This is a genomic window from Pseudomonas sp. 2848 (assembly GCF_003253945.1).
In the GTDB taxonomy this organism is placed as follows: Bacteria; Pseudomonadota; Gammaproteobacteria; order Pseudomonadales; family Pseudomonadaceae; genus Aquipseudomonas.
In genome coordinates this window covers 180,351-204,945 of the sequence record NZ_QKZD01000009.1, presented here as the reverse complement: position 1 = coordinate 204,945, position 24,595 = coordinate 180,351, and the positions used below count along the sequence as shown (strand labels likewise).

Here is a 24,595-nt window from a genome sequence, read left to right as displayed (position 1 = left end):
GGGGCGCCAATCATCGTTCTTGGGAAATCATCGAGCATATGGACATCGCACACCTGGATATCGCCGGCATCGGCATCGGACCGTTCAACCTGGGCCTGGCCGCGCTGCTGTCGCGCCACCCGCACCTGAGCTGCGCGTTCCTCGAGCGCAAGGCGCAGTTCCGCTGGCACGAGGGCCTGCTGCTGCCCGGCACCACCTTGCAGGTGCCATTCCTGGCCGACCTGGTGACCCTGGCCGACCCGTGTCACCCGCTGAGCTACCTCAATTACCTGCACCAGCACGACCGCCTGTTCCAGTTCTACTACTACGACCACTTCCAGGTGCCCCGGCGCGAGTACGACCACTATTGCCGCTGGGCGGCGGGCCAATTGCCGGGCTGCCATTTCGGCGAGGAGGTCACGGGCGTGCGCTACGACAACGCCAGCGAACGCTTCGTCATCGACAGCGTGTCGGTGTCGGGCCTGGAGCGGCGCTACAGCAGCCGCGACCTGGCCATCGGCCTCGGTACCCGGCCATGGTTGCCGGCCTGGGCGCGCACCCGCACCCAGGCGCCGTTGCTGCACTCGGCAGAGTTCGGCAAGCGTCAGGGCGAGCTGGAGCAGTGCCGGCGCGTGGTGGTGGTCGGCTCCGGACAGAGCGCCGCGGAGTGCGTGCTGGCGCTGTTCAACGCACTGACCCCGGAGCAGGTGGAGGCGGGGGCGTCGATCCACTGGATCACCCGCTCGGGAGGCTTCCACCCCATGGAGTACTCCAAGCTCGGCCAGGAGTGTTTCACCCCGGCGTACATGAACTACTTCCACACCCTGGCGCGGGACAAACGCCGGGAGATCGTCGCCCAGCAGGGCCTGTTGTACAAAGGCATCAGCTTCTCGACCATCGGCGCGATCTACGACCTGATCTACGAACGCTCCATCGGCGGGCGCGAACCTGGGCTGACGCTGTTGTCCAGCTGTGACGTGGAGACGGTCGAGGAGCTGGGCTCGGCGGGGCTGCGCATGACCTTCCGGCACAGCCAGCTGGAGCAACGGGCAACGCTGGAAGCCGACGCGGTCGTCGCGGCGACCGGCTATGCCCATGCCTGGCCGCAGTGGTTCGAGCAGCTCAAAGGCACGGTGCTGGCCACCGACGCGCACGGTGACTGCATCGTCGGCGAGGACTTCACCGCGCAGCGTTGCGATGGCGGCAGTGGCCGCGTGTTCGTGCAGAACGCCGAGATCTTCCAGCATGGCGTCGGCTCGCCGGACCTGGGGCTGGGGCCGGTGCGCAATGCGGTGATCGTCAACCAGTTGCTGGGTCGGGCGCAGTACCGGGTGCCGCAACGCTCGTCGTTCCAGCGCTATGGGTTGCCGGAGGACTGAACGATGGGGCTTTAACCAGAACGGCGTGGGAGCGGGCTTGCCCCGCGATGCCATGCATGGCACCGGCTTCGCCGGTGATCGCGGGGCAAGCCCGCTCCCACGGATGCACAGTTCCCTGTATCGGGAAAAGGGGCGCAAAGCGCCCCTGGTTGCTACAACTCCACGTCGCCCAGCGCCCGCCGGCCGCCATCCACCTCGGCCAACACACCGAACGCCGCCGAAATCATCGCGCACAGGCGCTCGACCTGAGCACCGCTGTAGCGATCGCTGCGGTAGGTGATCACCAGGCGCAGCGAGCGCTGGCCATCGAACACATCTTCCATGATCTCGAACTGCAGGCCGAACATCGACTCGCTCTTGTCCGGGTCGATCTGCTTGTAGCGGATAGCCCGGCCATCGGGTGCCTGCAGCGCGCCATTGAGGGCGTTGTTGGCGTGGATCTGCACATACACATCGAACATCAGGCCCTCGGCGGGAGTCATGCCCAGCGCCTGCTGGATGGTCTCCATGGGCACGTCGGCATAGGCCATCGAGTCGTTGATCATCCGCGTCACCTCGCCCAGCAACCCGGCCAGCGACTGTTCGGGGGCGAACTGCACGCGGTGGGCGACCATGGTGGTGAAGTAGCCGACGGTGTCGAAATACGCAGGATCGGTGCGCCCGGACGCCGAGGTGCCGATCACCAGGTCCGAGAGGTTGCCGAGCTTGTGCAGCGACAGGGCGATGGCGGTGTAGATCACGCTGAACAGCGATGACTGATGCAGCCGGGCACTGGCGCCCAGTTGCTCCAGCATGCCGGGTTCGGGACGCAGCTCCAGCCAGCGCGCACGCGTGGTCGCCTGGTCGGCGGGCAGCAGCGTGGCGTCATCGCAGGCGGGCAGGGCGAGACCGCGGGTGGCGTCGCGCAGCAGTTCGGTCCAGTACGCCAGGTGGCGCGGGTTCGGGCCCTGGGCACTCTGGGCCAGGGCGAATTCGTGGAAGGTGCGCGCCGCCGCGGGCCATTGCGGCGCCCGGTCCCGGGCGCGGGCCAGGTAGGCCTCGGCCAGTTCGGCCATGATCACGTTCAGCGACCACTCGTCGATGGCCATGTGGTGGACCAGGAACGACAGCACCTGGTGGCCACTGTGCGGGTCACGCAGCATGCGCAGCCTGAGTGGCAGTTCGCGGGCCAGGTCGAAGCGGTGCTTCGCCTCGCTGGCCAGGCTCGCGCCAGCGCTTTCGGCGCTGTTCCAGAACCACTTGAAACGGTCCAGCTCGGTCAGCGGCACGATGCGCTGGCAGGCGTCGTCGCCCTCGCCATGGTAGGTGGTGCGCAGGCTGGCATGGCGCTCCAGCAGGTCGGTGAAGGCCTGCTGCAGCAGCGCCTCGTCCACCGGGTCGTGGAAGTCCAGGGCAAAGGGCAGGTTGAAGATAGTGCCGTAGTCGAAGGCCGCGCAGGCGCGCCACAACGACGCCTGGGCCAGGGCCATCGGCGCCTGCTGGATATCCCCGGCCTGATCGCTGCCCTGGCTGGCTTGCCCCTGGCTCAGCTTGGCCCGTGTGGCCAGCGCCGAGGCGCTGGGCGAGGCGAAGAAGTCGCTGAAGCGCAGTTCGATGCCATGCTCGCCCTGCAAGCGCCCGATGATCCGGGTGGCCAGCAGCGAGTGGCCGCCCATGTCGAAGAAGTCATCGTCCAGGGTCATGCCAGGCTCCGCCAATGCCTGGCGGAACGCATCGAGGATGCGTTGCGCGATGTCCGTCGAAGGCGCCTGCGACAACGGTTCGAGCACCAGTGGCTGGTCGCCGGCCTGGGCGTCGTATGCGGCGCGGATGCGTTCGAGCAGGGCTTGCGGCGACTGACGCAGCACCGCATGGCAGAGCAGACCGAGTGCGGCCTGGTGATCACCGGCCAGCAGCAGGGCCTCGAATGGCGGCTGCGTGGTGGAATCCCAGGGCGCAGCCTGGCGCGCCCGCAGCAGGGCGTCCATGCCCTCGGCCGTGCTCCGTTCGATACGCAGGCACGGGTACCAGCCGGGCTCCTGGGCCTTGTACAGGTCGCCGTCGTCACTGAAGTGGTAGCGGCTGTTCAGGCCCGGCGTGGCCTCGACCACCGCCTGCACGGCCAGGGCCAGCAGCGACAGGTCGGCCTGGGGGCCAAGGCGCCAGGCGCCCAGTTGCCGGTGCAGCTGCTCGGGTTGCTGCTGCTGGGCGAACCAGGCGAGTTCTTCGTGTTCATCCAGGGCCTGGGGCGAGGGTGGGGTGGTGTTGCGTTCCAACATGGTTAGCTTCCTGCTGTTCGATCGATCAAGGCCCGCGTCGGCCTTCACTGCCATCCGTGGATCGCGGTGAGTGGCCGCGCAGAGGGGTCGCACCACCGGGGTGCATTGCGTGAATCCCGAGGATTCGTTATGGTGAGAATGATGCAAATAATTATCATCTAGATTGGCGCACGTCAAAGGAAGCCGTCTGGAATGCACCACGCTCAGGGAGAGGTACCGTGGACAACGGAACGTTCGCGCTTCGTCAACAGCTGCAACAGCTGTATCAGGATCATCACGGCTGGTTGTGCGACCTGCTGCGCCGCAAGCTGGGCAACGCGGTGGATGCGGCGGACCTGGCCCACGATATCTACCTGCACCTGATGAACAGGGGCCAGGTACCGACGGCGGAACAATCGCGCTGCCACCTGACGCAGATCGCCAACGGCAAGGTCATCGACCTGTATCGCCGCCGCCAACGTGAAAGCCGCTACCTCGAGGACCATGGCCTGCAGCCCGAGCCGCGGGTGCCGTCGGAAGAGGCGCGGGCACTGGCGATCGAAGCCCTGGGTGCGATCGACAGCGCCCTGCAACGGCATTCGCCCAAGGCCCGCCAGGCCCTGCTGCTGTGCCGGCTCGACGGTATGGCCCATCGCGCCATCGCCGCCGAGTTGCGGGTATCGGTGTCCTCGGTCGAGAAGTACATCGCCGCCGGCGTGCGCACCTGCAGGCGCTACCGCATCGGCAGTGGCGCCTGAGCGTGGGCATTCTTTTTTGCGGGTTTGCCCGCCTCGTGCGGAATACAGGTTGAGAAGGATTGGCGGGCTGGGCGCCCAAGTGGCTGCCCGGCCTGCTCTTCGTGCTGAAAAGGAGCATTCATGAGTGTTGAACAAGGGGTGGCGGTGCAGCAGCCCGCCAAGGGGCCGGTCGCCGCAGTGCTGGCACCGATTCGCGGGCGCTTGATCGTCGCCGGGTTGCTCGCCGCGCTGGGCGCCATGCTCAGCCTGGCGCCCCTGGCCGCGATCGCCGAGGTCGCCCGGCTGGCGCTCGCCGAAGGGCAGGGCGTCGCGCAGGCCTGGCCGGTGATCGTGCTGGGGCTGGGCTGCCTGTTCGTCGGCATGGCCCTGATTTCGCTGGGCGACCTGGTGGCCCACCTGGCCGACAACCACATCACCGGCACGCTGCGCCTGGCGATCATCCGCCGCCTGGCACGGGTGCCGCTGGGCTGGTTCACCAGCCGCGCCTCCGGCGAGGTGAAGCAGGCCATGCAGGACGATATCGGCATCCTGCACAGCCTCACCGCGCACTTCTACACCACCCTCGGACGCAGCACCGGGGCAGTGCTGGCATCAATCGTCTACCTGTTCGCCATGGACTGGCGCATGGCGCTGGTGTCGATGCTGCCGTTCCCGCTGTTCTTCCTGTTCTTCGCCCGTGCCCACCAGGCCAGCGCCCGCAACATGCAGGCCTTCGGCGCCGGCATGGGGCGGATCAACCAGGCAGTGGTCGAGTTCGTCAACGGCATCCCGGTGGTCAAGGCCTTCGGTGGCCAGCGCAAGGCCCATGGCAGCTACCGCGAGGCGGTGGACGCCTTCGCCGCGGCCTTCACCGACTTCACCCGGCCGCTGGTCAGCGCCATGGCCAATGCCAACGCGATGATCGCGCCGGTATCGGTACTGGGCGTGGTGCTGGCGTTCGGCACGCTGTTCGTCGGCCTGGGCTGGATCACCCCGGTGCAGGTACTGCCGTTCGCCCTGGTGGCGCCGGGCATCTGTGCGCCGCTGCTGTTGCTGGCCTATATCACCCACGACCTGAACAACGCCACCGGTGCCGCCCAGCGCGTGCAGGCGCTGCTGAATACGCCGGTGCTGGAGACCGAGGGCCAGGGTGCTGGCAAGCTGCCGGCCGATGCACGCATCGAGGTGCAGGGCCTGGGCTATCACTACGACCCGCGCAATCCGGTGCTGAGCGAGGTGTCGTTCATCCTGGAACCGGGCACGGTCACGGCGGTGGTCGGCGCCTCGGGCGCCGGCAAGTCGACCCTGGCGCGCCTGCTGCTGCGCTTCTTCGACCCCAGTGCCGGGCGTATCACCTTGGGCGGCGTCGACCTGCGGCAGATCGACAGCGCGCAACTGTACCGACGCATCGGCTTCGTCCTGCAGGACGTGCGCCTGATCCATGCCAGCGTGCGCGAGAACATTGCCCTGGGCCGGCCTTCGGCGAGCCAGGAGCAGATCGAGGCGGCGGCGCGCATCGCCAATATCCACGAGCGCATCCTCGCCCAGCCGCGCGGCTACGACGCGGTGATCGGCGAGGACGTGCAGTTCTCCGGCGGCGAACTGCAACGGCTGAGCATTGCCCGCGCGGTGCTGCTCGACCCGCCGGTGCTGGTGCTCGACGAAGCCACCGCGGCGGCCGACGCCGAGAACGAAGTCAAGCTGCAACAGGCGCTGTCGCGCTTCGCCCAGGGGCGCACGCTGCTGGTGATCGCTCATCGCCTGGACACGGTGATGCACGCCGACCAGATCCTGGTGCTGGACCAGGGCACGGTCGCCGAGCGCGGCAATCACGACGAACTGCTGGCCCGTCGCGGCCTGTATGCCCGCTTGTGGGCCGCCGGCGGCTATGCGAAGACGCGGGCGACCGCGCAGGTGGAGGAGCACTGATCATGTTGGGGACTTTCGTTCGACTGCTCGGCGACGACGCCGTGTTCCTGCGCCGCTACATCCGCCTGGCGCTGGTGTATGGCGTGCTGTGTGGGCTGACCATCGTCACCCTGGTGCCGATCCTGCGCCACCTGCTGGGCAACCAGCTGGAGGCCGCCGGCCAGTGGCTGGCACTGCTGGCCCTGGGCGTGGTGGTGTGCTGGTACCTGCGGCGCCGGGTGGAGAAGGCCGGCATCGCGGTGGGCATTGCCGTGTTGCGCGGTGGCCGCCAGCGCCTGGGCGAGCATGTCGGCACGTTGCCGGTGGGCTGGTTCAATGCCGCCAACACCGCGCGCCTGAGCCATGTCACCACCCAGGGCATGATGGAGATCGCGCAATTGCCGGCCCATGTGTTCACGCCGCTGTTCACCGGGGTGGTGACGCCGTTGGTGATCCTCGTTGCGCTGTTGCTGGTCGACCTGCGCCTGGGCCTGGTGGCCCTGCTCAGCCTGCCGCTGCTGGCGCTGGTGATGCTGGCGACGATGCGCCTTGGCCAGCGCGCCGACCAGCGCTACCAGCGCGACACCGCGCAGACCAGCCAGCGCATGGTCGAGTTCGCCCAGGCGCAGTCGGTGCTGCGCGCGTTCAATGGCGAGCAGGGCGGAACGCGCTTCCTGGAGCAGGCCGTGGCCCAGCAACAGCAGGCGGCGCGCAAGCTGATCCAGCTGTCGGCGTTGTCATCGGTGCTCAACGTCTGGGCGGTGCAGGCCAGCTTCGCCGCCTTGCTGGTGGTCGCCACGCTGTGGCTTGGCGAGCAGGCCGGCGCAGGCTTCGACAACGCAACGGTGATCGGCACCCTGGTTGCGCTGGTGCTGGCGACCCGCTTCATCGACCCGCTGCTGGACGTGGCCGGCTACAGCGAGGTGCTGCGCGGCACCCGGGGCCAGCTGCAGGCGGTGGCCGAGCTGCTGGCCGTCAAGCCGCTGCCCGAGCCCGCCGCACCGCAGGCACCGGTCGACGGTTCGGTGCAGCTGGAGCAGGTCGGATTCCGCTACGGCGACGACCAGCCCGAGGTGCTGCGCGAGGTCAGCCTGGATATCGCGCCCGGTAGCATGACAGCGCTGGTCGGCGCGTCGGGGTCGGGCAAGACTACCCTGGTGCGCCTGATCGCCCGTTTCTTCGACGTTACCCACGGCCGGGTCAAGGTCGGCGGGGTGGATGTGCGGCAGATGTCCGCCGAACAGCTGGCCGGGCAGATCAGCCAGATCTTCCAGGACGCCTACCTGTTCCAGGGCAGCATCGCCGACAACATCCGCCTGGGCAAACCCGACGCCAGCGAGGCCGAAGTGCTCGAAGCGGCGCGACTGGCCGGGGTGCAGGAGATCCTCGAACGCCTGCCCGAAGGTTTGCACACGCCGGTGGGCGAGGGCGGTGCGCGTCTGTCCGGCGGCGAACGCCAGCGCATCTCGATTGCGCGGGCGCTGATCAAGGACGCGCCGATCCTGCTTATCGACGAGGCCACCGCGGCGCTGGACGCCGAGAACCAGGCGGCCATCGCCGAAGCGCTGGCGCGGTTGCGCGGCAAGCGCACGCTGATCGTCATTGCCCACCAGCTGTCGACGGTGGCCATGGCCGACCAGATCGTGGTGCTGGACGAAGGGCGTATCCGCGAACAGGGCGCCCATGCCCAGCTGGCTGCCGAGGGTGGCTTGTACGCGCACTTCCTCGAGCAGCGCCGGGCCGCCAAAGGCTGGCGCATCGGTGAGGCCGCAGGCGATGGAGTGACCGCTTGAGTCGGGTGCTGCTGCCAACGCTGTTGTTGCTCTTGTGTGGTGCTTCATTGATGGTCGGGGCCAGCCAGATGTCCTGGTCGGCCTTGCTGTCGGCCTCCGATGATGCCTGGCTGACCCTCACCGCCAGCCGCTTGCCACGCCTGGCGGCACTGGTGCTGACGGGTGTCGGCCTATCGATCTGCGGGGTGATCCTGCAGCAGATCGTGCGTAATCGTTTCGTCGAACCCGCCACCTGTGGCGGGCTGGATGCGGCCAAGCTGGGCATCCTGGTGGCCCTGACCGTGCTGCCGGGAGCCGGGGCTACCGGGCGCATGCTGTTCGCCCTGGTGTTCTGCCTGCTGGCGAGCCTGGTGTACGTGGCGATCATCCGCCGCATCCGCTTCACCAACCTGGTGCTGGTGCCAGTGATCGGCCTGATGTACGGCAGCGTGCTCAGTGCCGTTGCCGAGTTCTATGCCTATCGCCACAACATCCTGCAGAGCATGCAGGGCTGGCTGCTGGGTGACTTCTCGCGGGTGATCGAGGGCAACTACGAGATCATCTACCTGATCCTGCCGATCGTCGTGCTCACCTACCTCTACGCCCAGCGCTTTACCGTGCTGGGCATGGGCGAGGGCATGGCTACCAGCCTCGGCCTTAACTACGCGGCCACCGCGATCCTCGGCCTGGTGCTGGTAGCGGTGACCGTGTCGGCCACGGTGATCACCGTGGGCGCGATCCCCTTCGTCGGCCTGGTGGTGCCGAACCTGGTGGCGCTGCGCTACGGCGAGAACCTCAAGCGCACCTTGCCCATCGTCGCCATGTGCGGCGCGGCGCTGCTGCTGGCCTGCGACATACTTGGCCGGTTGTTGATCCACCCCTACGAAGTGCCCATCGGCCTGACCGCCGGCAGTGTCGGCGGTGTGCTGTTCCTGGTGCTGATCCTGTGGAAGTGCAAATGATGCGCCGCGCCGCCTGGTTGTTGCTGCCGGCCCTGGTGCTGGCGTTCCTGTTGCTGGGCTCGGGCCTGGACTTCAGCTACGTGATCCCCAAGCGCCTGGTGCGCCTGGGCGCGATCGTGGTGGCCGGGGTGTGCATCGCCTTGTCCTCGGTGATCTTCCAGACCCTGGCCGGCAACCGGGTGCTGACCCCGGCGATCATGGGCTACGAAGGCATCTACCTGTTGTTCCAGGCCGTGCTGGTGCTTTGGTTGGGCACCGGCAGCGTGGCGCTGCTCGGCGCGCAGGGCAACGCGTTGCTGTCGATCGCGTTGATGCTCGGTTACTCGTGGCTGCTGCAGCGCTGGCTGCTACGCGAGGGGCGCGGGGATGTCTACCGCCTGTTGCTGCTGGGGCTGGTGCTGACCATGGTGCTGGGCACCTTCACCCAGTTCATCCAGCTCAAGACCAGCCCGGGGGAATTCTCCATCCTGCAAGGCTTGGGTTATACCTCGTTCAACCGCGCCCAGCCGGCCCAGGTGCTGTACTCAGGCCTGCTGGTGGCGGCAGTGGCAGTGCTGGTGGCGCGCGGCACGCGGGTGCTTGACGTGCTGGCGCTGGGTCGCGACCAAGCCATTGCCCTGGGCCTGGACCATGGCCGCTGCCTGCGCCTGCAGATGGCGCTGATCGCCGTGCTGGTGGCGGTGTCCACCAGCCTGGTGGGGCCGACCGCATTCATGGGTGTGTTCGTCGCCAACATCGCCTATGCCCTGGCGCGCAGCGCCCGGCACCAGGTGACCCTGCCACTGGCCTGCGCCGTGGCCATCGGCATGTTCCTGCTCGCCCAACTGCTGGTCGAGCATCTGTTCAACTACCGGACCAGCGTGAGCATCCTCGTCAACCTGGTATGCGGCGCGTACTTCCTCGCGCTGATGGTCCGTACCCGAGGCACCCCATGATCACCCTCGAACACCTGCACAAAGCTTATGGCGACAAGACCGTGCTCGAAGACGTGAGCCTGACGTTCCCGGCCGGCCAGGTTACCTCGCTGATCGGCCCCAACGGCGCCGGCAAGAGCACCTTGCTGATGTGCATGGCCCGGCTGCTGCCGGCCAGCCGCGGGCGCATCCTGCTCGACGGCCAGGACATCGGCCGCATCGCCATCGCCGACTACGCCCGCCGCGTGGCCACCCTGCGCCAGGTACTGGACTTCAACCTGCGCCTGACCGTCGAGGAACTGGTCGCCTACGGCCGCTTTCCCTACAGCCGCGGGCTGCTGACCGCCGACGACCACCAGGTAATCGACGAATCGCTGGATTTCCTGGGGCTGCAAGCGCTGCGCCGCGCCTACCTCGACGAACTCAGCGGCGGCCAGCGGCAGATGGCCTTCCTGGCCATGACCATCGCCCAGCGCACCGACCTGTTGCTGCTCGACGAGCCGCTGAACAACCTCGACATGAAGCACGCGGTGCAGATCATGCAGGCGATCCGCAGGCTCTGCGACGAGCAGGGGCGCACAGTGATCCTGGTGGTGCACGACATCAACTTTGCCGCCAACTATTCCGACCACATCGTCGCCATGAAACAGGGCGCGGTGCACAGCCATGGGCCGGTCGCCGAGGTGGTCACCGAGGCCAACCTGCGCGCGCTGTTCGGCCTGGCGTTCGAGATCCTGCCGAGCGCACACGGTTTCGTCTGCAACTACTTCAACCCATCACTATCGAGAGAGCTGGTATGAACGGAATCTGCAAGATACTGCTGGCCGCCGCCGTGGCGGCCGCGTTGCCGGGCTGCGACCAGGCCCCGCCGGAGCAGGCGCGCGCCGCCAGCGCCGACTACGCCCCGGTGAAGGTCGAACACGCCCTGGGCACCACGCTGGTCGAACACCAGCCGCAGCGCGTGGTGGCCTTCGACATGAGCGAGCTGGACACCCTTGACCAGCTCGGCGCGCCGGTGGTCGGCATCGCCAAGGACTATGTGGCGGGTTTCCTGGCCAAATACCGCGATGACCCCAAGGTGGCGGACGTCGGCACCACCATCCAGCCCAACCTCGAGCGCCTGCATGCGCTCAAGCCCGACCTGATCCTGATCTCGCCGCTGCAGGCGCAGAGCTACCAGGAACTGAGCCAGATCGCCCCGACGGTGCACTACGACATCGACATGGACAACCGCCAGGGCAATGTCATCGACACCGCCAAGCAGCACCTGCTGACCGTCGGGCACATTCTCGGCAAGGAAGACTTGGCCCGGGAAACCGCAGCGCGCATCGATGCCAAGGTCGCCCAGGTGCGCAAGGTGACCGACGGCCGCCCGGAGAAGGCGCTGGTGGTGCTGCACAACAACGGCGCGTTCACCGCATACGGCGTGCGTTCACGCTACGGCTTCATCTTCGACACCCTCGGGGTCAAGCCGGCCAGCGACGACATGCAGGCCGGCCTGCACGGTCAGCCTATCTCCAATGAGTTCATCCACCAGGCCGACCCGGACATCCTCTATGTGATCGACCGCACCGCCGTGATGGAGCGCCGCGCCGCGCTGGACCGCGAGACCCTGGACAACCCACTGCTGCGCCAGACCAAGGCGTGGAAGAACGGCCATGTGGTGTTCGTCGATCCGCAGACCTGGTACCTGTGCACCGCCAGCGTGACTTGCCTGGAGCGGGTGGCGGACGAGGTGGTGAAGGGATATCAGGGCTGAGCCCACGCTTTGGTCCCTGTGGTGGTTAAGCCGATAGTGGCCAAGTGACTGTAATTTCTGTTGAGGGATTCGCCGACTCGTACGGAATGACTAATGAGAAACATTACCATTCTGCCCCGAAAGGAATCCCTCATGCCTCCACTGCAACATCCCCAGGCACCGAAACTACCCCGCAGGGCCTTGCGCATGGCCGTGCTGCTGGGCATGGCCGCCATCGCCGGCAATGCCTTCGCGCAACCGCCACGCAGCACCACCTCGGCGCAGCAGCAGACCCCCGATGTAAAGGAAGAGGGCCTGACCCTGCCGGAAACCCTGGTGCAGGAAACCCGTGACGCCCTTGGCGCCCCGCCACCGGAATATGCCGGAGGCCAGGTTGGCTCGGGCAGCCGGGTAGGGCTGATGGGCAACAAGGACTTCAGCGAAACCCCGTTCAACGCCATCAGCTACACCAAGGAATACATCGAGAACCGCCAGGCCCAGGACATCGGCGCGGTGATCGGTGCCACCGATCCGTCGGTCTACGTGCCGAGCAAGCGCGGCATCTTCGAGACCTTCTTCATTCGTGGCCTATACAGCACCGGCAACGACATCACCTTCAACGGCCTGCCGAGCATGGCGCCGAACATGCGCGGTTCCACCGAGCTTGCCGAGCGCATCGAAGTGCTCAAGGGCCCGTCGGCGCTGCTCAACGGCATGCCGCCAGACGGCAGCGTTGGCGGCAGCATCAATATCGTGCCCAAGCGTGCCGGCGACGACCCCCTGGCCCGGTTGACCGCCTCCTACGAGTCCGATGGCCTGGCTGGCATGCATGCCGATATCGGCCGCCGCTTCGGCGACCAGAAGCAGTTCGGCGTGCGCTTCAATGGCGTCTACCGCGACGGCGACACCCCGGTGGACGACCAGCAGCACCGCATGCAGCTGTCGTCCCTGGCCCTGGACTGGCGCGGCGAGCGGGCGAGGGCGTCGCTGGACTACTACCACCAGCGCGAACGCATGGACGGGGTCAACTATTTCGGCATCGCCTCGATCAGCCCCGGCGTGACCCACCTGCCCAAGGCCAAGAAGGGCGATCACTCGCTGGCCCCGGAGTGGGGCTACACCGTCAACGACACCGACACCGTGGTGCTGCGCGGCGAGTACGACCTCAACGACTCGCTCACCGCATTCGCCGGCTGGGGCCATCGGGAAGGGGGCTACAACGCGCTGATGACCAGCGGCATGCTGCTCAATGATGCCGGCGACATCTCCGCCACACCGATCCGCTCGGCTCGAGATGGCGAGCAGAAGTCCGGCGAGGTCGGCCTGCGCGGGCGCTTCGCCACCGGCCCGGCCGACCACGCCTGGTCGCTGGCGGCCACCCGCTACGACTCCGAGAACAGTTTCAAGGACAAGCGCCTGCCGACACGCATCCTCACCAACTACTACAACGTGGACTATGGCCCGCGCCCGGAGATCGGCGAGTACGGCAACGTCACCTCGCGCATGCGCGCCCGGCTGAGCAGCGAAGCCTTGCTCGACACGATGTCGTTCCTCGATGACAAGGTGCAGTGGACCGTCGGTGCACGCCACCAGAACGTGCGCGCGTCGAACTACGACGGCAACCACCAGCGCACCTCCAAGCCCTACGATGAAAGCCGGGTTTCGCCGGCCACGGCCTTGCTGGTAAAGGTCACCGACGAGCTGTCGCTGTACGGCAACTACATCGAAGGCCTGAGCCAGGGTGGCATCGCCCCGGACAACGCGCGCAACGCCGGCGCGATCATGGCGCCGTACCAGACCAAGCAGTACGAACTGGGCGCCAAGCTCGACCTGGGCACCTTCGCGCACACGGTCAGTGTCTACCAGGTGAAAAAGCCCAGCGCCTATACCGATCCGCTCACGCAGATCTACGGCGTGTACGGCGAGCAGCGCAACCGTGGTCTGGAATGGTCGTTCTTCGGCGAGCTCGAGCCGGGCCTGCGCCTGCTGGGCGGTGCGTCCTACACCAAGGCCGAGCTGACCCAATCGATACGCAAGGAAAACGAAGGCAACCAGGCCACCGGCGTGCCCAAGGTGCTGGCCAAGCTCGGCGTCGAGTACGACCTGCGCGAGATGCCCGGGCTGACCCTGACCGGCAACGCCAACTATGCCGGCCGGCGCTACGCCACCGATGCCAACAACCTGTCGCTGCCGTCCTACACGATTTTCGATCTCGGGGCCCGGTATACCCTGAAGGTCTCGGACAAGCCGGTCACCTTGCGTGCCACCGTGCAGAACGTGACCAACAAGGCCTACTGGATCGGCTCGTGGAACGGCGGCGACGGCAGCGGCCTGTCCGGAGGGCTGGGCACGCCGCGGTCGTTGTTGTTCTCTACCTCGGTGGATTTCTAGCCAACCCCACACTGGCTGCGTGAGAGCGGCGGCGAGCCGATGCGACTTGCCCCGCGACCACCAGCGCAGCCGATGCCAGACTCACAGCGCATCCGGAAACTCCTCGCGCAGGCTGCCACCCAGCCAATCCATGAACCACAACGCATCGGCACTCGGCGGCTGAGTCGGCGTCAGCAACTGGTAGCTCTCCAGCGCCACGGCCTGTTCCACGCAACGCACCAGGCTGCCTTCGCGCAGTTCACGTCCGACCAGCACCTCGGTGGCCAGGGCGATGCCGTGGCCGCGCTGGGCCAGGTTCAGCACGATATCGTTGCTGATATGCGAGGTATCGGCCTTGACCCGCACCCTGAGGCCATTGGCCGCGAACCAGCTGTTCCACCAGGTGCCGTCATCGACATGGATCAGCCGCAAGGCGGGCAGGTCGGCAGCGCTCAGCCCTGCGGGCAACTGCGCCAGGTAGCTCGGCGCGCATACCGCGAACACCTTCGGGCGGATCAACACCTCGCGTACACCGTTCAGCTCACCCGGCAGGCCGAAGGCGATGCCCAGGTCCGCCTGGCGGGCATCCACGCTGGTGAACGTGGCATTGGGCTCGATGGCGATCCTCAGGTCCGGGCGCAGGCTGCGCAAGGTGTCGATGCGCGGTGTCAGCCAGCGTGAGGCGAACGCCGGCACGCAGAGGATCCGTAGCCAGCGCTCGTCTCCCCGTTGCGCCAGGCGTGCACCGGCATCGGCAAGGATCTGCAGTGCTTCGGCTGCGGCCTTGTAGTAATGGGCGCCGGGCAGGGTGAGGGTCACGCCGCGAGGGGAGCGCTCGAGCAGGCGCACGCCCAGCCAGGCCTCAAGGTTCTTCACATGCCGACCGATCGCCGGCTGGGTCACGTGCAACGCCTGGGAGGCCGCGACATAACTACCCAGGCGGGCGGCGGCCTCGAAAGCACGCACGGCGTTGAGCGGGGGCAGTCGGTCTTCGGCCATGGGCACGCTCCTGGCTGTTAGTTTTTTTAATAGTGAAGGCAAATTTATTGTGCTTTTCCCGCCCGTTCAAGTTGTCGACACTCGGGACGGCGTATTTCCGCGCTTTACGAGGAGCCCTCCGATGCGGCCAACAACAATAAAAAAGTCGTTCAACGGTCTTTCCATCCTGGCCCTGACGCTCGCCACCCTGGCTGGCGCGGCGCAGGCGGCCGACAACAAGGGGGCCTGCGGCGTGCCAGAGCTTGAACCCTGCCCGCAGCCCTTCGACAAGGTGCTCCCGGCTGCTAGGGATATGCTCACCTGGGACCAGGACACCCGGGTCGTGGGCTTTCGCAACACCTACCGCCTCTACGGTGGCGATGTCTTCGCCCCGAACGGCGCCACGCCATTTCCCTTGCCGCCGGCCAGCCACACACTGACTGACGTGCAGTATCAGTTGGGCGGCAAGACGCACAACCTGGCGCAATACCTGGCCAACCAGAGCGTGACCGGCCTGCTGGTGCTCAAGGACGGCAAGATCGCCTACGAGTACTACGGCAAGGGCAACACGCCGCAGACCTTGTGGACGTCCCGCTCGGTGGCCAAGTCGGTGGTCAGCGTGCTGGTCGGCATCGCTGTCAAGGAAGGCAAGATCCAGTCGCTGGACGACAGAATCAGCCGCTATGTTCCGGAACTGGAGGGTTCCGAATGGCAGGACGTAACCTTGCACCAGCTGTTGCAACACACCTCGGGCGTAATCTGGGACGAGAACTACGCCTCCAAGGATTCGGACTTTTCGCACATGACCCAGTGCGAGGCCACCGCCGATCCCTATCACTGCGTGCTCGAACTGGTGAGGTCGGTCAAGCGCAAGCCCGGGGTCAAGCCAGGTGAAGCCTGGTCATACAACACCGGTGGCGCCTGGCTGGTCGGTCGGGTGCTGGAGAATGCCACCGGCATGACCATTGCCAAGTACCTGCAGAGCCGCGTGTGGAGCCGCTACGGCATGCAACAGGCCGGGGTCTGGCATGCGCTGGTGCCCGGCAAGGTGGACATGGGCGGCCACGGCTTCAATGCCACGTTGCGTGACTGGGGGCGGTTCGGCCAGTTCGTGCTGAGTGGCGGACAATTGCCAACGGGCGACAAGCTGCTCCCGGACGACTGGATCGCGCGCTCCACCCACTGGACCCAGGCCAAGGGCTCAGTGACGGCCGCCGCAGCCAAGGGTCAGTACGGCTACCAGTGGTGGTACAACGCGCCGGCCCCAGACAGCGATGCCGAACCCAAGCGCACCGCCACCAGCGGCCAGACGTTCTGGGCGCTGGGCATCTTCGGCCAGAGCATCGCCATCAATCCGGCGGAGCGTCTGGTAGTGGTGCAGTGGTCGACCTGGAAGAACGCCGAGAGCCCCGGCTCGCTGTATGACGAGCAGGCGGTATTCGTCAACGCGGTGGGCAAGGCGTTGAGCCTGTAGCGCCGGGCGAGGGCAGGGCGCTGGAAAGCGCCTGCCCAATCACACGCGAAACCGCGACACGCTCGCCTGCATGCCCTGGGCAATCTCGCCCAGGCGCTGAGCCGCCGAGGCCAGCTGCCGCGTGGTGTCGGTGCTGTCCCGCGACATGCGGGCGATCAGCTCGACCTGCTGGGCGACATCCTGGCTGGCCCGGGTCTGCTCACCGATGGTCTGCGAGATTTCTTCGACCACCGACGCGGCGCGGCGGGCGCCTTCACGAATCTGCTGGATCGACGCCCCGGCCTGAGTGGCCAGCTCCACGCCGGCGCGCACCCGAGTGACACCAGTCTGCATGCTGTCGACGGCGTTGCCCGTGCTTTGCCGGATACGTTCGATCATGCCGGTGATCTCCCGGGTCGACTGCGCCGTGCGCCCGGCCAGGCCCCGCACTTCGTCGGCGACCACGGCAAACCCGCGCCCGGCCTCGCCGGCACGGGCGGCTTCGATGGCCGCGTTCAAGGCCAGCAGGTTGGTCTGCTCGGCGATGGTGTTGATCACCTGGATGATCGAGTGGATCTCTTCCGAGCTTTGCCCCAGCACGGTAATGGTTTCAGAGGAACGGTTGACCGCTTCGTCGATCCCCTGCATACCGCCAACCACGTTGAGGATGACCTCGCCGCCGTCGCTGGCCAGGCGCTCGGACTGCCCGGAAATGGCCTGCGCATCGCGGGCGTGGTCGGCGATCCGCGCCAGGCTGGCGATCATCTGCTCGGTGGCCGAGGCCATGCTCACGGCGCTGTCGGACTGCTGGCTGGTACGCTGCACCAGGCTACTGGAGGCCTGGCCCAGCTCGTCGGCCACTTCGCGCAGCAGCAGGTTCTCTTCATGGATGGCCTTGATCATGTTGCCCAGGCTGTCACGCATGTCCGCCAGCGAACGCAACAGATGCCCGGTTTCATCACGGTCGTGGACCTCGATCGCGGTGGTGAGGTCGCCCTGGGCGATACGCTCGGCAACCGCCATGGTCTGGCTCAATGGCCGCAGGATCGAGCGCAGCAGCAGGAAGGTGCACAGCACCAACGCCAGGGTCGCCAGGATCATACCGGCCACCAGCACGCTGATGCCCTGATGCAGGGTGGCGGTGCTCTGTTCGCGGCTCTTGTCGGCATTGCCGGCGATCAAGTCGCTGAGGGTGCTGTTGCGCTGCTCCAGCTCCTTGAAGGCGGCGACGAAGGCAGGTAGCTGCGCCTGGGCCTGTTCAGGCGACTGCAATGCCAACTGAATGATCGAGGTGGCGCTGGCGATGTAGTGGTCGAGGAGGGGGCCCAGGTCGTTGATGGCCTGGTGCAGGTCAGTGTCCAGAGGCAGTTCCAGGTTGCTTTGCACGACGCTGCGGAACCACTTGGCGTGCTCGTCGAGGTCGGCCAGCACCTGGTTGGCGGTGTCTGTATCGCCCGGCTTGACCAGCAGGGCGGCCAGCACATCGGCGCGCAGCGCATCGTGCATCATGTCGCCTTCCATATGATTGCGCAGGGCCGCCATGCTGGCCTCGCTACGTTGCAACGCCTGGTTCTGGTCATGCTCGGCGAGCAGGCCGCTACCGCCGAGCAACAGGGCGGCGAGGATGCTGACCAGACCGAACCCGATGGTTTTCTGGCGAATGTCCATTTTCGAACAAGCTCCGTGGGGTGGGTTTGGTGAGCATAGATGGTTGGAGGTATTTCGCTGGCCGGAACAGGTCTGTGGAGGAGGGTAGGCAGTAGGCTCATGTCACGGCTTCAGAATTTCCTGGTTTATGCATATAACTCAACTAAATGTTTATTTAGTTGAGTTATACTTTACGGTTATTAAAAACTGAGCAGGGCGCAGGGACGTGTTGCTGGAATCTATCAAGCGTGTGAAGTTTTCGCCCAACTCGCTTACCTTGGCAAAAACATCAAAGGAATGAGACATCTTCATGCGTCGATTCGCCGTGTTACCGCTGTTGCTTGCCCCCATGATCGCCTGGGGCGATTGCACGCAGCACCTGCAAACCTGGGCCCAAGACCTGCATCCAACCTTGGAGCTCGCCACCGAGTTTGTGGTCTGCAAGGTCAATCCCGCAGACGCCAGTCAGGTGCTGGCAGTCTTGCCTTTGATGGTGAACGTCGATGAATACGGGCAAGGCGATTACGGCCTGGATGTGCTGGTGGCCGATGCCGCCAGCGGCAAGGTCATAGCCCACAGTTACCAGGAGGCTGCGATCGCTTCCGACGCGGTGCGGTTTTCAGGCCTGACGCTGGACACCGCACGTTACCAGGTCGCGCCCGGACTGCGGGCATTTGGCGTGCGCATCAGTCATACAGGCTCGTCACGGGTCAATCCGTTCGGCAGCGAAACCCTGAATCTCTACGTAACCGACGGTTCGCAGTTGCGGCAGATCATGGGGCAGTTGGTGGTAAGCGAGAGCAATGGCGAATGGGACGGTGTCTGCGCCGGTGAATTCGGCGAGACGAAGCGGACCCTGGCGATTGGCAAACCTGGCAAGGATGGATTCAGCCGATTGCGGGTTACCGAGGTTTCGACTGGCAGGCAGGCCGTTCTCAAGGGCGAGGATGACTGTGAAGAAATGGAGGTCAAGTCGAGGACGAAGACGTTCAGCCTGGATTATGACGGCGGTCGGTATGGAGTACCGAAGGAATTGACGTACCAGTGAGCTGGACTGGCAATGGGGCTTTGATGGAGGCTGAAATCTGGCCTCCCTCTGGGCATGGTGCTCAATACGAACCTACGCATAATGTATATTATGTTAAATGGAGTATTACGGGACCGGCCGGACCATTCAGCGAAATGAAAGGTTTGAGTGGACATTTCGAGCCACCAATCCCTAAGACGTAATGAGTGGACATTCCATCAAAACGCCGGCCCGCCCAAGGTACTCTATCTAGCAATCGGCAGCCCTGACGGAAGCCAAAATAACACGCTGAACCCGATTCATCTGAAACTGCTAGATCCCCTCAACCCCTCGTGGTTCTTGGCCTGAACCTTATCCACCTAATTGCGCACAACAATGCTCGCCGACGCTCCTGCTAATCCAAATCACGCTCAATTGAACGCAAATCAACGCGAGATCGCCGTACGGCCCAATCGGCGCTTCCTGAGATTTTGCGGCCATCCTTTAAAACAATGAGTGGAAAATCCATACGCCCACTTCACCAAGAAAGCCCTGAAGCCCCCGAAAACCGGGAACTTCCAAATGATCGAAGACGGGACAGCTGCGGCTAACCCTTTCCGGATGATCAAGAAGCGCACCCTCAACCGTGGAGCGCCGCAAGAAGAAGGCTCCAATCGCGCCCTGACGCCCTTGCAGTGGGACTATGTGCTGGAGACCGCTGAACGGATGGTCCAGGATGAGCCAGAGCGGCACGAGCGCACTCTATTCATCGTCGCCACACTGTTTGCGATGTATCTCCGGGTCTCCGACATTGTCGGCCGGCCGAACTGGCCCCCGGTCATGGGTGACTTTCGCCAGGATCCAGAGGGCAACTGGTGGTACCACGTGATCGGAAAAGGCAACAAAGCCGGCAAGGTCGCAGTCAGGGATGACGCTTCGAGGTCGCTCAGGGCTGTCAGGGCGACAAGTACGCGCCCTCCTCCAATCAGTCTTCGATAACGCTGTGGCGCGAATGCGCGATGAGGAGCGCGAAGAGCACGAGATGAATAGCCTGCGTGCGGCGTCTGCGCACTGGCTGCGGCATAACTCTGAAACTTTCGATGCGCCACTGCGTAGTCCGAAGAATCTGCAGATGGACTTGCGCCATAACAGTCTCAGCACTACTCAGAATGTCTATTCCCACTCGCATGACCAAGAACGTAGTCTCTCTGTGCGTGGCGTCGGTATGCGCGACAGGGGTTAATAGCCCCCGCCGCTTCCAGAACAGTTACCTGTGCCTGGCTACGTAGCCATTTGTACGTGAAGCGCAATGTCAATGACAAACTAATCACAGTCTGCTCGCCCTCTGTCCAGAAGCGTGAAGGATAGCTAGTTCGTAACCTCCATACACGCTTTGGTTACCTGAGCTGCGCGTATGACCTCTTTTCTCGCCTCCCAGGCTTTTCGGGCATTTGAATCGCCACTTACCATTGACGGCTGCGGTTCAATAGCAACGGGCGAACCGGACGAGAACACCCTGATTGCAGGGTCTAAACCGTGTTCTTTAGGCCATGAGGTGCCTTGAAAGATAACTGGTGGGGTGCATACAAGGCGTAGCTGTTGGGAGGGAGACAGCTCAGTCGAAGTATTTACTCCAGCAAACGGCAGTTCGTCCTGATAAAGGATCGCGACAATCCAAGAATGTTCTTCCCCATCGACCCCAAAGGGGCTGCCTAGCGGGATGCGGACACTCACGTCTAACCCGCTTGGTAGTGTTGCCAACGTTGCTCTGGCTGGAGTTGAGATAAAACCATCGACGTAGAGCGCTACCCAGACCCGTGGCGAGTCGCGCTGTCCTGAGTTTCTTAAGATTATGGATGCAACATAATCGTGAACACCCTCTACGCGATGTCTTCTTGCGGGCTCAAGGGAGATGCTGCTCTCTCCAGACAGCACGGATATAGAAGGATGCCCGAGCGCAACCTGATCGTTGTAAACCTTCAGCGCCAGCGCCTGGGAGGCAGCCGCAACTTGGTTAGCATTACGTGCGGCGTCCCAGGCCAAGAAGGCAGCCGCGGTCGATCCAATAGTGGCAGCCAGAGAGAGAGCAGGCATCAGATTTGAACTAGGTACCCGATTCCGGGCTGACCTGTAACAAGCTTTGAGACCGTTGAAGCAATCTTCTATCAGAAGCTCAAGACGCCAGAGAGGAAACATTGGTTTTTCCCAGAAAATGATTTGATATATATCGTCCAGTCGTCTAGGTTCTTTACCTTAATCGGAGAAATACCAAATACATCTTGCACAGGTGAGCGCTCGATCCGATGTTACTTCTTTAGGCGTTTTCCCAAGCGAACATCACCGCCGGGGGGTGAGAGCGGAAGTTCTCCACTTCTCGCATCAGGCCACGTTCATTAGAAGCCGTAGAAGCACCATCGAAATCGGTAACCCCAGCGCACGGCGCCGCCGGAATTGCCTTGGAGTAGATGGTTTTCCTGCTTGAAGACCCTCTTTCCCCCGCTCTTCAAGAAGATCCGCGCGCAAGCAGTTGAGCCCTTAGGTGCGAACTAGATCCCGCAGGTTGCTGATGACCTGGACGGCGGCTTGCTCGGGTGTTTGCTCCCGAAGTTGCGCCAACGCATGTACCGTTTTGGGGATTTCGATGGCGGGCCTGGTAGGGCGGCCATCGCGCTGCACAAACGGGCCATCGGTCTCAGTGAGAAGCCGCTCAGGCGGGAGCGACGCGACAAGCTTCCGATGCTTGGCTGAGGTCAGCATCTGGGAGTTGATTGAGAAATAGCACCCAAGCTCGACTGCCCGCTTGGCTTCACTGGGCGACCCGGTGAACCAGTGAAGAACCACAGTCCCCCGGTCACTCGGGAGCAGGTGCTCGATATGAGAAAGCACCTTACCGACACTTCGGATGCTGTGGACAGTGAGAATCTTCCCACCCTGCTCCGAGCAAGCCTCGAGTACCCTTTTGAACACTCGCTCCTGGGCCTCAAAACTTCGATAGAACTGAGGGCCTGCATCGAGGCCCACCTCTCCAACGTATCGGGTCTCTTCAAGCAGGCGTTCTAGGAGCGGCAGTTCTGACTCGCGCTCTGCAACCAATTGAGGGTGTAACCCCAACGCAACCCGGACATGCCGAGCCGATGCTGCAAGCTCACGGTTGCGTCGCCATGCTTTCGGGGTGGTGGTCACGGCCAAGGTGGCGACTTCTGCCTGATCGCACTCTTCAATGAGGTGCTCATGGTCGGGATAGAGGTCTAGATGGCAGTGAAAGTCCACCCACTTTGGAATTGAGTTCTTCTGCTGTTTCATAGCGGTATGGCTGTCACGCCCTCGAGGTAATCGTCGACCTCCAGCAACCCATCCCGATAGACCTGTTCAAAGTCATCGAGGCGGTCAGGGTGATCGATCAACGGCCCGGGCTCGTGGATCGCAAATTTTGCTCGGTGTGGTGCACGCTTGAGGCGAGCAATGGCCAGCTGGAAAGAGCGGATATGTTCGCCGTCAGACTTGTTCGTGTCCAGCGTCTGAGCATGCAGATCCGGGATGACATACGGGGTCTGATCTGGCCCGCACCCGCGATGGATCGCAGCTCGCCTGATGATACAGGGGACGCAGGAACCACAGTGTTTAGGGGATCGATTTGAAGGGTCAGGATTGTACCTCGCCTTTCCAGGTGATGAGCACGACATCGTAAGATGCACATGATCCGCTAGGAATTCAGGATCTGCGCACTGCTCCGCCATCTGTCCCTTTGTGAGATGGCTGAACATGTTGAACAGCCTGGTGCTTAACCCCAAGCGCCCAAAGAGCTCATTCACCCGTGCCATGTAATACGGGTGCGTCGTGCGGGTGCTACATGCACCCAGGCGGCGTGGATCCAGGGGGACGTTGAGAGAGATCAGGCCATTTTCAGGCACATGGATTGTGATCGAGTCGCCGATCGCTTCTGCAGCCATAGCTGCCAAAGCGAAGAACAGGAATGAGCGCGCTCGCAGCGTATCTTCGCTCCCGCCACCGTCCACCAGTTCGTGCGGAAAGCCCACACGGGCCTGCACATGATTGATCGAAGTTTCTGAAAACCGCTCCTGCAGCGCAGCACGGCAATCGTTCTGATAGGTACTGGTGCTGTTAGTGTCCCAATAATGACTCACAAGGAGAGGTTGACTGCCAGAATCTAGTAGGTTGATAGCGCCAATGAAACTGTCCATACCACCAGAGAACAGGCAGACGCTATCCGATTCATCGGCTCTCAAGCTCTCCGGGGCGGGAGAGAGCCGATCGATATCGGTGGGCCGTTCGCGAAACACCAGGCGCCAGCGATCACCGGTGAGGAACTTCAATGTCGCTTCCAGAAGATTTGACGTCCCTGACCATAACGCAGGATCAGCGACCGGTACGTAGAGATCGATTTCTCTTGTCCAAGCGTTTTCCGATTCGGTATTCCTTGAGATTCGGGTGTCTGCCGCGGTAAGGGTTGCAGCCAGGAGTGCGAGGTCGACTGCAGTTTCTCCTGGGCTCAGCCCCAATTCAGCCAGCTGCTCAATAGCTTGACCAATACCGAACTGCAGCCGCCCAGATCCGTCTAAAAACGGGATGTTGGTGATGACGCTGCCTGGTTCGAGCAGAGCCAGATCTTGGTCATCCGTTTGGCCAAGCCGGCAGATAAGACTGTGATGCCTCATTCCAGATTCTCCGCTGCAGTTGCGATCAGATCGAACGCGGCCTCATAGATTGCGGAGGTAACCTGGTTGACCTCCTGGTCAGTGGGGGCTGGCCATTGTTCCAGCCTGTTGGCGAGCTGCCCACGTGTACAACCCGTGATAAAGGAGCTCAGTTGGGACTGGAGGTGCTCAACTGCATCCACGTCATCCGGCAGGGTGATACCCCTGCCCCCCAAGTCCGCCATGATCATGCTTTCAATCGAGTTTGCTACAAAATCGAGGAAAAAGTTCTGCCGGTCTGCATGAGTCATGTCCTCGAAGCTGCCGGTGCCTGCCTCATCCAGTTCTACGATCGTCTTGAGTGCAGCCTGACGAGCAACTCCTTCATCAATCGCGCCACCTGGCGGGCAAATGAACTCAAGCAGCGTGAGCAACACTTGAGATGCTGGTTGCCCCGGGGCCACAGTGAGCTGTAATCGCCGCAGCGTTTCCGCTGCACCGTTGCGCTGAACATCTCCGAAGATACTGAGCAGTTTCGCCGCAGTGGCACGTGACGTCCCCATGCGTCGAGCACCTCTAGAGGAACCGCCTACGCCTTTACGCACATAGGAAGACAAAGCGTTCCCCAAGTCACTGGGGCTTCCTGTGCGAGCAAATCGAGTGAAGCTGCTGCGGGCGCCCCGCAGCGAACCGGTACCATCATTGTTCACCGGCGCTGACGGGGCGGTGCCGGGATGGGATGGATTTGATGGGCTTGGCCCATTCGGCTGACCGGCTGGGGCAGCCGGCTGAGAGACATCATCAATCCAGGAGGGCACCAAGCCAGAGCTCGGGCCTCCATATCCTTTGGAGGTACCCAT

18 protein-coding genes are annotated in these 24,595 nt (G+C 63.9%); 12 read left to right on the top strand and 6 right to left on the bottom strand.

Annotated elements, in window-relative coordinates; all coding sequences use genetic code 11:
- Positions 1-38: 38 nt before the first annotated feature.
- A complete protein-coding gene (gene basC / locus DFS21_RS19095; protein ID WP_110703400.1) occupies positions 39-1,358 on the top strand; it encodes a putative histamine N-monooxygenase in 1,320 nt (439 codons plus the stop codon).
- 152 nt (positions 1,359-1,510) lie between these two features.
- Here the strand turns inward: basC and DFS21_RS19090 are convergent, their stop codons facing one another.
- The gene (locus DFS21_RS19090) at positions 1,511-3,616 is read right to left on the bottom strand and encodes a condensation domain-containing protein (RefSeq protein ID WP_111532856.1); all 2,106 of its coding nucleotides are present in this window, start codon (positions 3,614-3,616) and stop codon (positions 1,511-1,513) included.
- Between the two features lie 218 nt (positions 3,617-3,834).
- Here DFS21_RS19090 and DFS21_RS19085 point away from each other — a divergent pair, with 218 nt between their 5' ends.
- The 8 genes from DFS21_RS19085 (at position 3,835) to DFS21_RS19050 (ending at position 14,017) form a co-directional block, all read left to right on the top strand.
- Complete coding sequence (locus DFS21_RS19085) at positions 3,835-4,353, top strand: sigma-70 family RNA polymerase sigma factor (RefSeq protein ID WP_110703406.1); 519 nt, start codon at positions 3,835-3,837, stop codon at positions 4,351-4,353.
- A gap of 120 nt (positions 4,354-4,473) precedes the next feature.
- The gene (locus DFS21_RS19080; protein ID WP_111532855.1) at positions 4,474-6,261 is read left to right on the top strand and encodes an ABC transporter ATP-binding protein; all 1,788 of its coding nucleotides are present in this window, start codon (positions 4,474-4,476) and stop codon (positions 6,259-6,261) included.
- A 2-nt stretch (positions 6,262-6,263) separates the two neighbouring features.
- On the top strand, positions 6,264-8,033 hold the full coding sequence (locus tag DFS21_RS19075) for an ABC transporter ATP-binding protein (protein WP_111532854.1): 1,770 nt from the start codon (positions 6,264-6,266) through the stop codon (positions 8,031-8,033).
- On the top strand, positions 8,030-8,974 hold the full coding sequence (locus tag DFS21_RS19070) for an ABC transporter permease (protein WP_110703415.1): 945 nt from the start codon (positions 8,030-8,032) through the stop codon (positions 8,972-8,974). Before DFS21_RS19075 ends, DFS21_RS19070 begins: the two co-directional genes overlap by 4 nt.
- The gene (locus DFS21_RS19065; RefSeq protein WP_111532888.1) at positions 8,974-9,909 is read left to right on the top strand and encodes an iron chelate uptake ABC transporter family permease subunit; all 936 of its coding nucleotides are present in this window, start codon (positions 8,974-8,976) and stop codon (positions 9,907-9,909) included. The genes DFS21_RS19070 and DFS21_RS19065 overlap by 1 nt, the downstream gene beginning before the upstream one ends.
- Positions 9,906-10,688 carry an ABC transporter ATP-binding protein gene (locus DFS21_RS19060; RefSeq protein ID WP_110703418.1) on the top strand — a complete coding sequence of 261 codons (783 nt, stop codon included), beginning with the start codon at positions 9,906-9,908 and terminating at the stop codon, positions 10,686-10,688. Before DFS21_RS19065 ends, DFS21_RS19060 begins: the two co-directional genes overlap by 4 nt.
- Positions 10,685-11,647 (top strand): siderophore ABC transporter substrate-binding protein, encoded by a 963-nt coding sequence (locus DFS21_RS19055; protein ID WP_110703421.1) that lies wholly within the window; start codon positions 10,685-10,687, stop codon positions 11,645-11,647. Before DFS21_RS19060 ends, DFS21_RS19055 begins: the two co-directional genes overlap by 4 nt.
- Before the next feature lie 132 nt (positions 11,648-11,779).
- Positions 11,780-14,017 carry a TonB-dependent siderophore receptor gene (locus DFS21_RS19050; RefSeq protein ID WP_111532853.1) on the top strand — a complete coding sequence of 746 codons (2,238 nt, stop codon included), beginning with the start codon at positions 11,780-11,782 and terminating at the stop codon, positions 14,015-14,017.
- An 81-nt stretch (positions 14,018-14,098) separates the two neighbouring features.
- On the opposite strand, the gene DFS21_RS19045 is transcribed toward DFS21_RS19050, so the two are convergent.
- Positions 14,099-14,995, bottom strand: a complete 897-nt coding sequence (locus DFS21_RS19045; protein ID WP_111532852.1) for a LysR substrate-binding domain-containing protein — start codon at positions 14,993-14,995, stop codon at positions 14,099-14,101.
- Between the two features lie 121 nt (positions 14,996-15,116).
- Between DFS21_RS19045 and DFS21_RS19040 the strand changes: the two genes are divergently transcribed.
- Complete coding sequence (locus DFS21_RS19040; protein ID WP_111532851.1) at positions 15,117-16,448, top strand: serine hydrolase; 1,332 nt, start codon at positions 15,117-15,119, stop codon at positions 16,446-16,448.
- A 39-nt stretch (positions 16,449-16,487) separates the two neighbouring features.
- Here DFS21_RS19040 and DFS21_RS19035 read toward each other — a convergent pair whose 3' ends face one another.
- Positions 16,488-18,095, bottom strand: coding sequence for a methyl-accepting chemotaxis protein (locus DFS21_RS19035; RefSeq protein ID WP_110703433.1), 1,608 nt, complete (start codon positions 18,093-18,095; stop codon positions 16,488-16,490).
- A gap of 289 nt (positions 18,096-18,384) precedes the next feature.
- Here DFS21_RS19035 and DFS21_RS19030 point away from each other — a divergent pair, with 289 nt between their 5' ends.
- Together DFS21_RS19030 and DFS21_RS27000 are read left to right on the top strand one after the other, a co-directional pair.
- The gene (locus DFS21_RS19030) at positions 18,385-19,122 is read left to right on the top strand and encodes a hypothetical protein (protein WP_102681988.1); all 738 of its coding nucleotides are present in this window, start codon (positions 18,385-18,387) and stop codon (positions 19,120-19,122) included.
- Between the two features lie 540 nt (positions 19,123-19,662).
- Complete coding sequence (locus tag DFS21_RS27000; protein WP_256591431.1) at positions 19,663-20,079, top strand: hypothetical protein; 417 nt, start codon at positions 19,663-19,665, stop codon at positions 20,077-20,079.
- A gap of 1,536 nt (positions 20,080-21,615) precedes the next feature.
- Here DFS21_RS27000 and qatD read toward each other — a convergent pair.
- Genes qatD through qatB form a run of 3 tightly spaced genes read right to left on the bottom strand, consistent with a single transcriptional unit; the run spans position 21,616 to position 24,595 of the window.
- A complete protein-coding gene (gene qatD / locus DFS21_RS19020; protein WP_111532850.1) occupies positions 21,616-22,383 on the bottom strand; it encodes a Qat anti-phage system TatD family nuclease QatD in 768 nt (255 codons plus the stop codon).
- Positions 22,380-23,756: a Qat anti-phage system QueC-like protein QatC gene (gene qatC / locus DFS21_RS19015; RefSeq protein WP_111532849.1), complete on the bottom strand. Its 1,377-nt coding sequence runs from the start codon at positions 23,754-23,756 to the stop codon at positions 22,380-22,382. The genes qatD and qatC overlap by 4 nt, the downstream gene beginning before the upstream one ends.
- Positions 23,753-24,595, bottom strand: a complete 843-nt coding sequence (qatB, locus tag DFS21_RS27115; RefSeq protein WP_305888034.1) for a Qat anti-phage system associated protein QatB — start codon at positions 24,593-24,595, stop codon at positions 23,753-23,755. Before qatB ends, qatC begins: the two co-directional genes overlap by 4 nt.

Coding starts and splice junctions, on each gene's coding strand:
- DFS21_RS19065 (WP_111532888.1), top strand. CDS start 8,974: ATGCGCCGCGCCGCCTGGTTGTTGCTGCCGGCCCTGGTGCTGGCGTTC.
- qatD (WP_111532850.1), bottom strand. CDS start 22,383: ATGAAACAGCAGAAGAACTCAATTCCAAAGTGGGTGGACTTTCACTGC.
- DFS21_RS19040 (WP_111532851.1), top strand. CDS start 15,117: ATGCGGCCAACAACAATAAAAAAGTCGTTCAACGGTCTTTCCATCCTG.
- DFS21_RS19055 (WP_110703421.1), top strand. CDS start 10,685: ATGAACGGAATCTGCAAGATACTGCTGGCCGCCGCCGTGGCGGCCGCG.
- DFS21_RS19080 (WP_111532855.1), top strand. CDS start 4,474: ATGAGTGTTGAACAAGGGGTGGCGGTGCAGCAGCCCGCCAAGGGGCCG.
- DFS21_RS19060 (WP_110703418.1), top strand. CDS start 9,906: ATGATCACCCTCGAACACCTGCACAAAGCTTATGGCGACAAGACCGTG.
- DFS21_RS27000 (WP_256591431.1), top strand. CDS start 19,663: ATGATCGAAGACGGGACAGCTGCGGCTAACCCTTTCCGGATGATCAAG.
- basC (WP_110703400.1), top strand. CDS start 39: ATGGACATCGCACACCTGGATATCGCCGGCATCGGCATCGGACCGTTC.
- DFS21_RS19090 (WP_111532856.1), bottom strand. CDS start 3,616: ATGTTGGAACGCAACACCACCCCACCCTCGCCCCAGGCCCTGGATGAA.
- qatC (WP_111532849.1), bottom strand. CDS start 23,756: ATGAGGCATCACAGTCTTATCTGCCGGCTTGGCCAAACGGATGACCAA.
- DFS21_RS19035 (WP_110703433.1), bottom strand. CDS start 18,095: ATGGACATTCGCCAGAAAACCATCGGGTTCGGTCTGGTCAGCATCCTC.
- DFS21_RS19045 (WP_111532852.1), bottom strand. CDS start 14,995: ATGGCCGAAGACCGACTGCCCCCGCTCAACGCCGTGCGTGCTTTCGAG.
- DFS21_RS19030 (WP_102681988.1), top strand. CDS start 18,385: ATGCGTCGATTCGCCGTGTTACCGCTGTTGCTTGCCCCCATGATCGCC.
- DFS21_RS19050 (WP_111532853.1), top strand. CDS start 11,780: ATGCCTCCACTGCAACATCCCCAGGCACCGAAACTACCCCGCAGGGCC.
- qatB (WP_305888034.1), bottom strand. CDS start 24,595: ATGGGTACCTCCAAAGGATATGGAGGCCCGAGCTCTGGCTTGGTGCCC.
- DFS21_RS19075 (WP_111532854.1), top strand. CDS start 6,264: ATGTTGGGGACTTTCGTTCGACTGCTCGGCGACGACGCCGTGTTCCTG.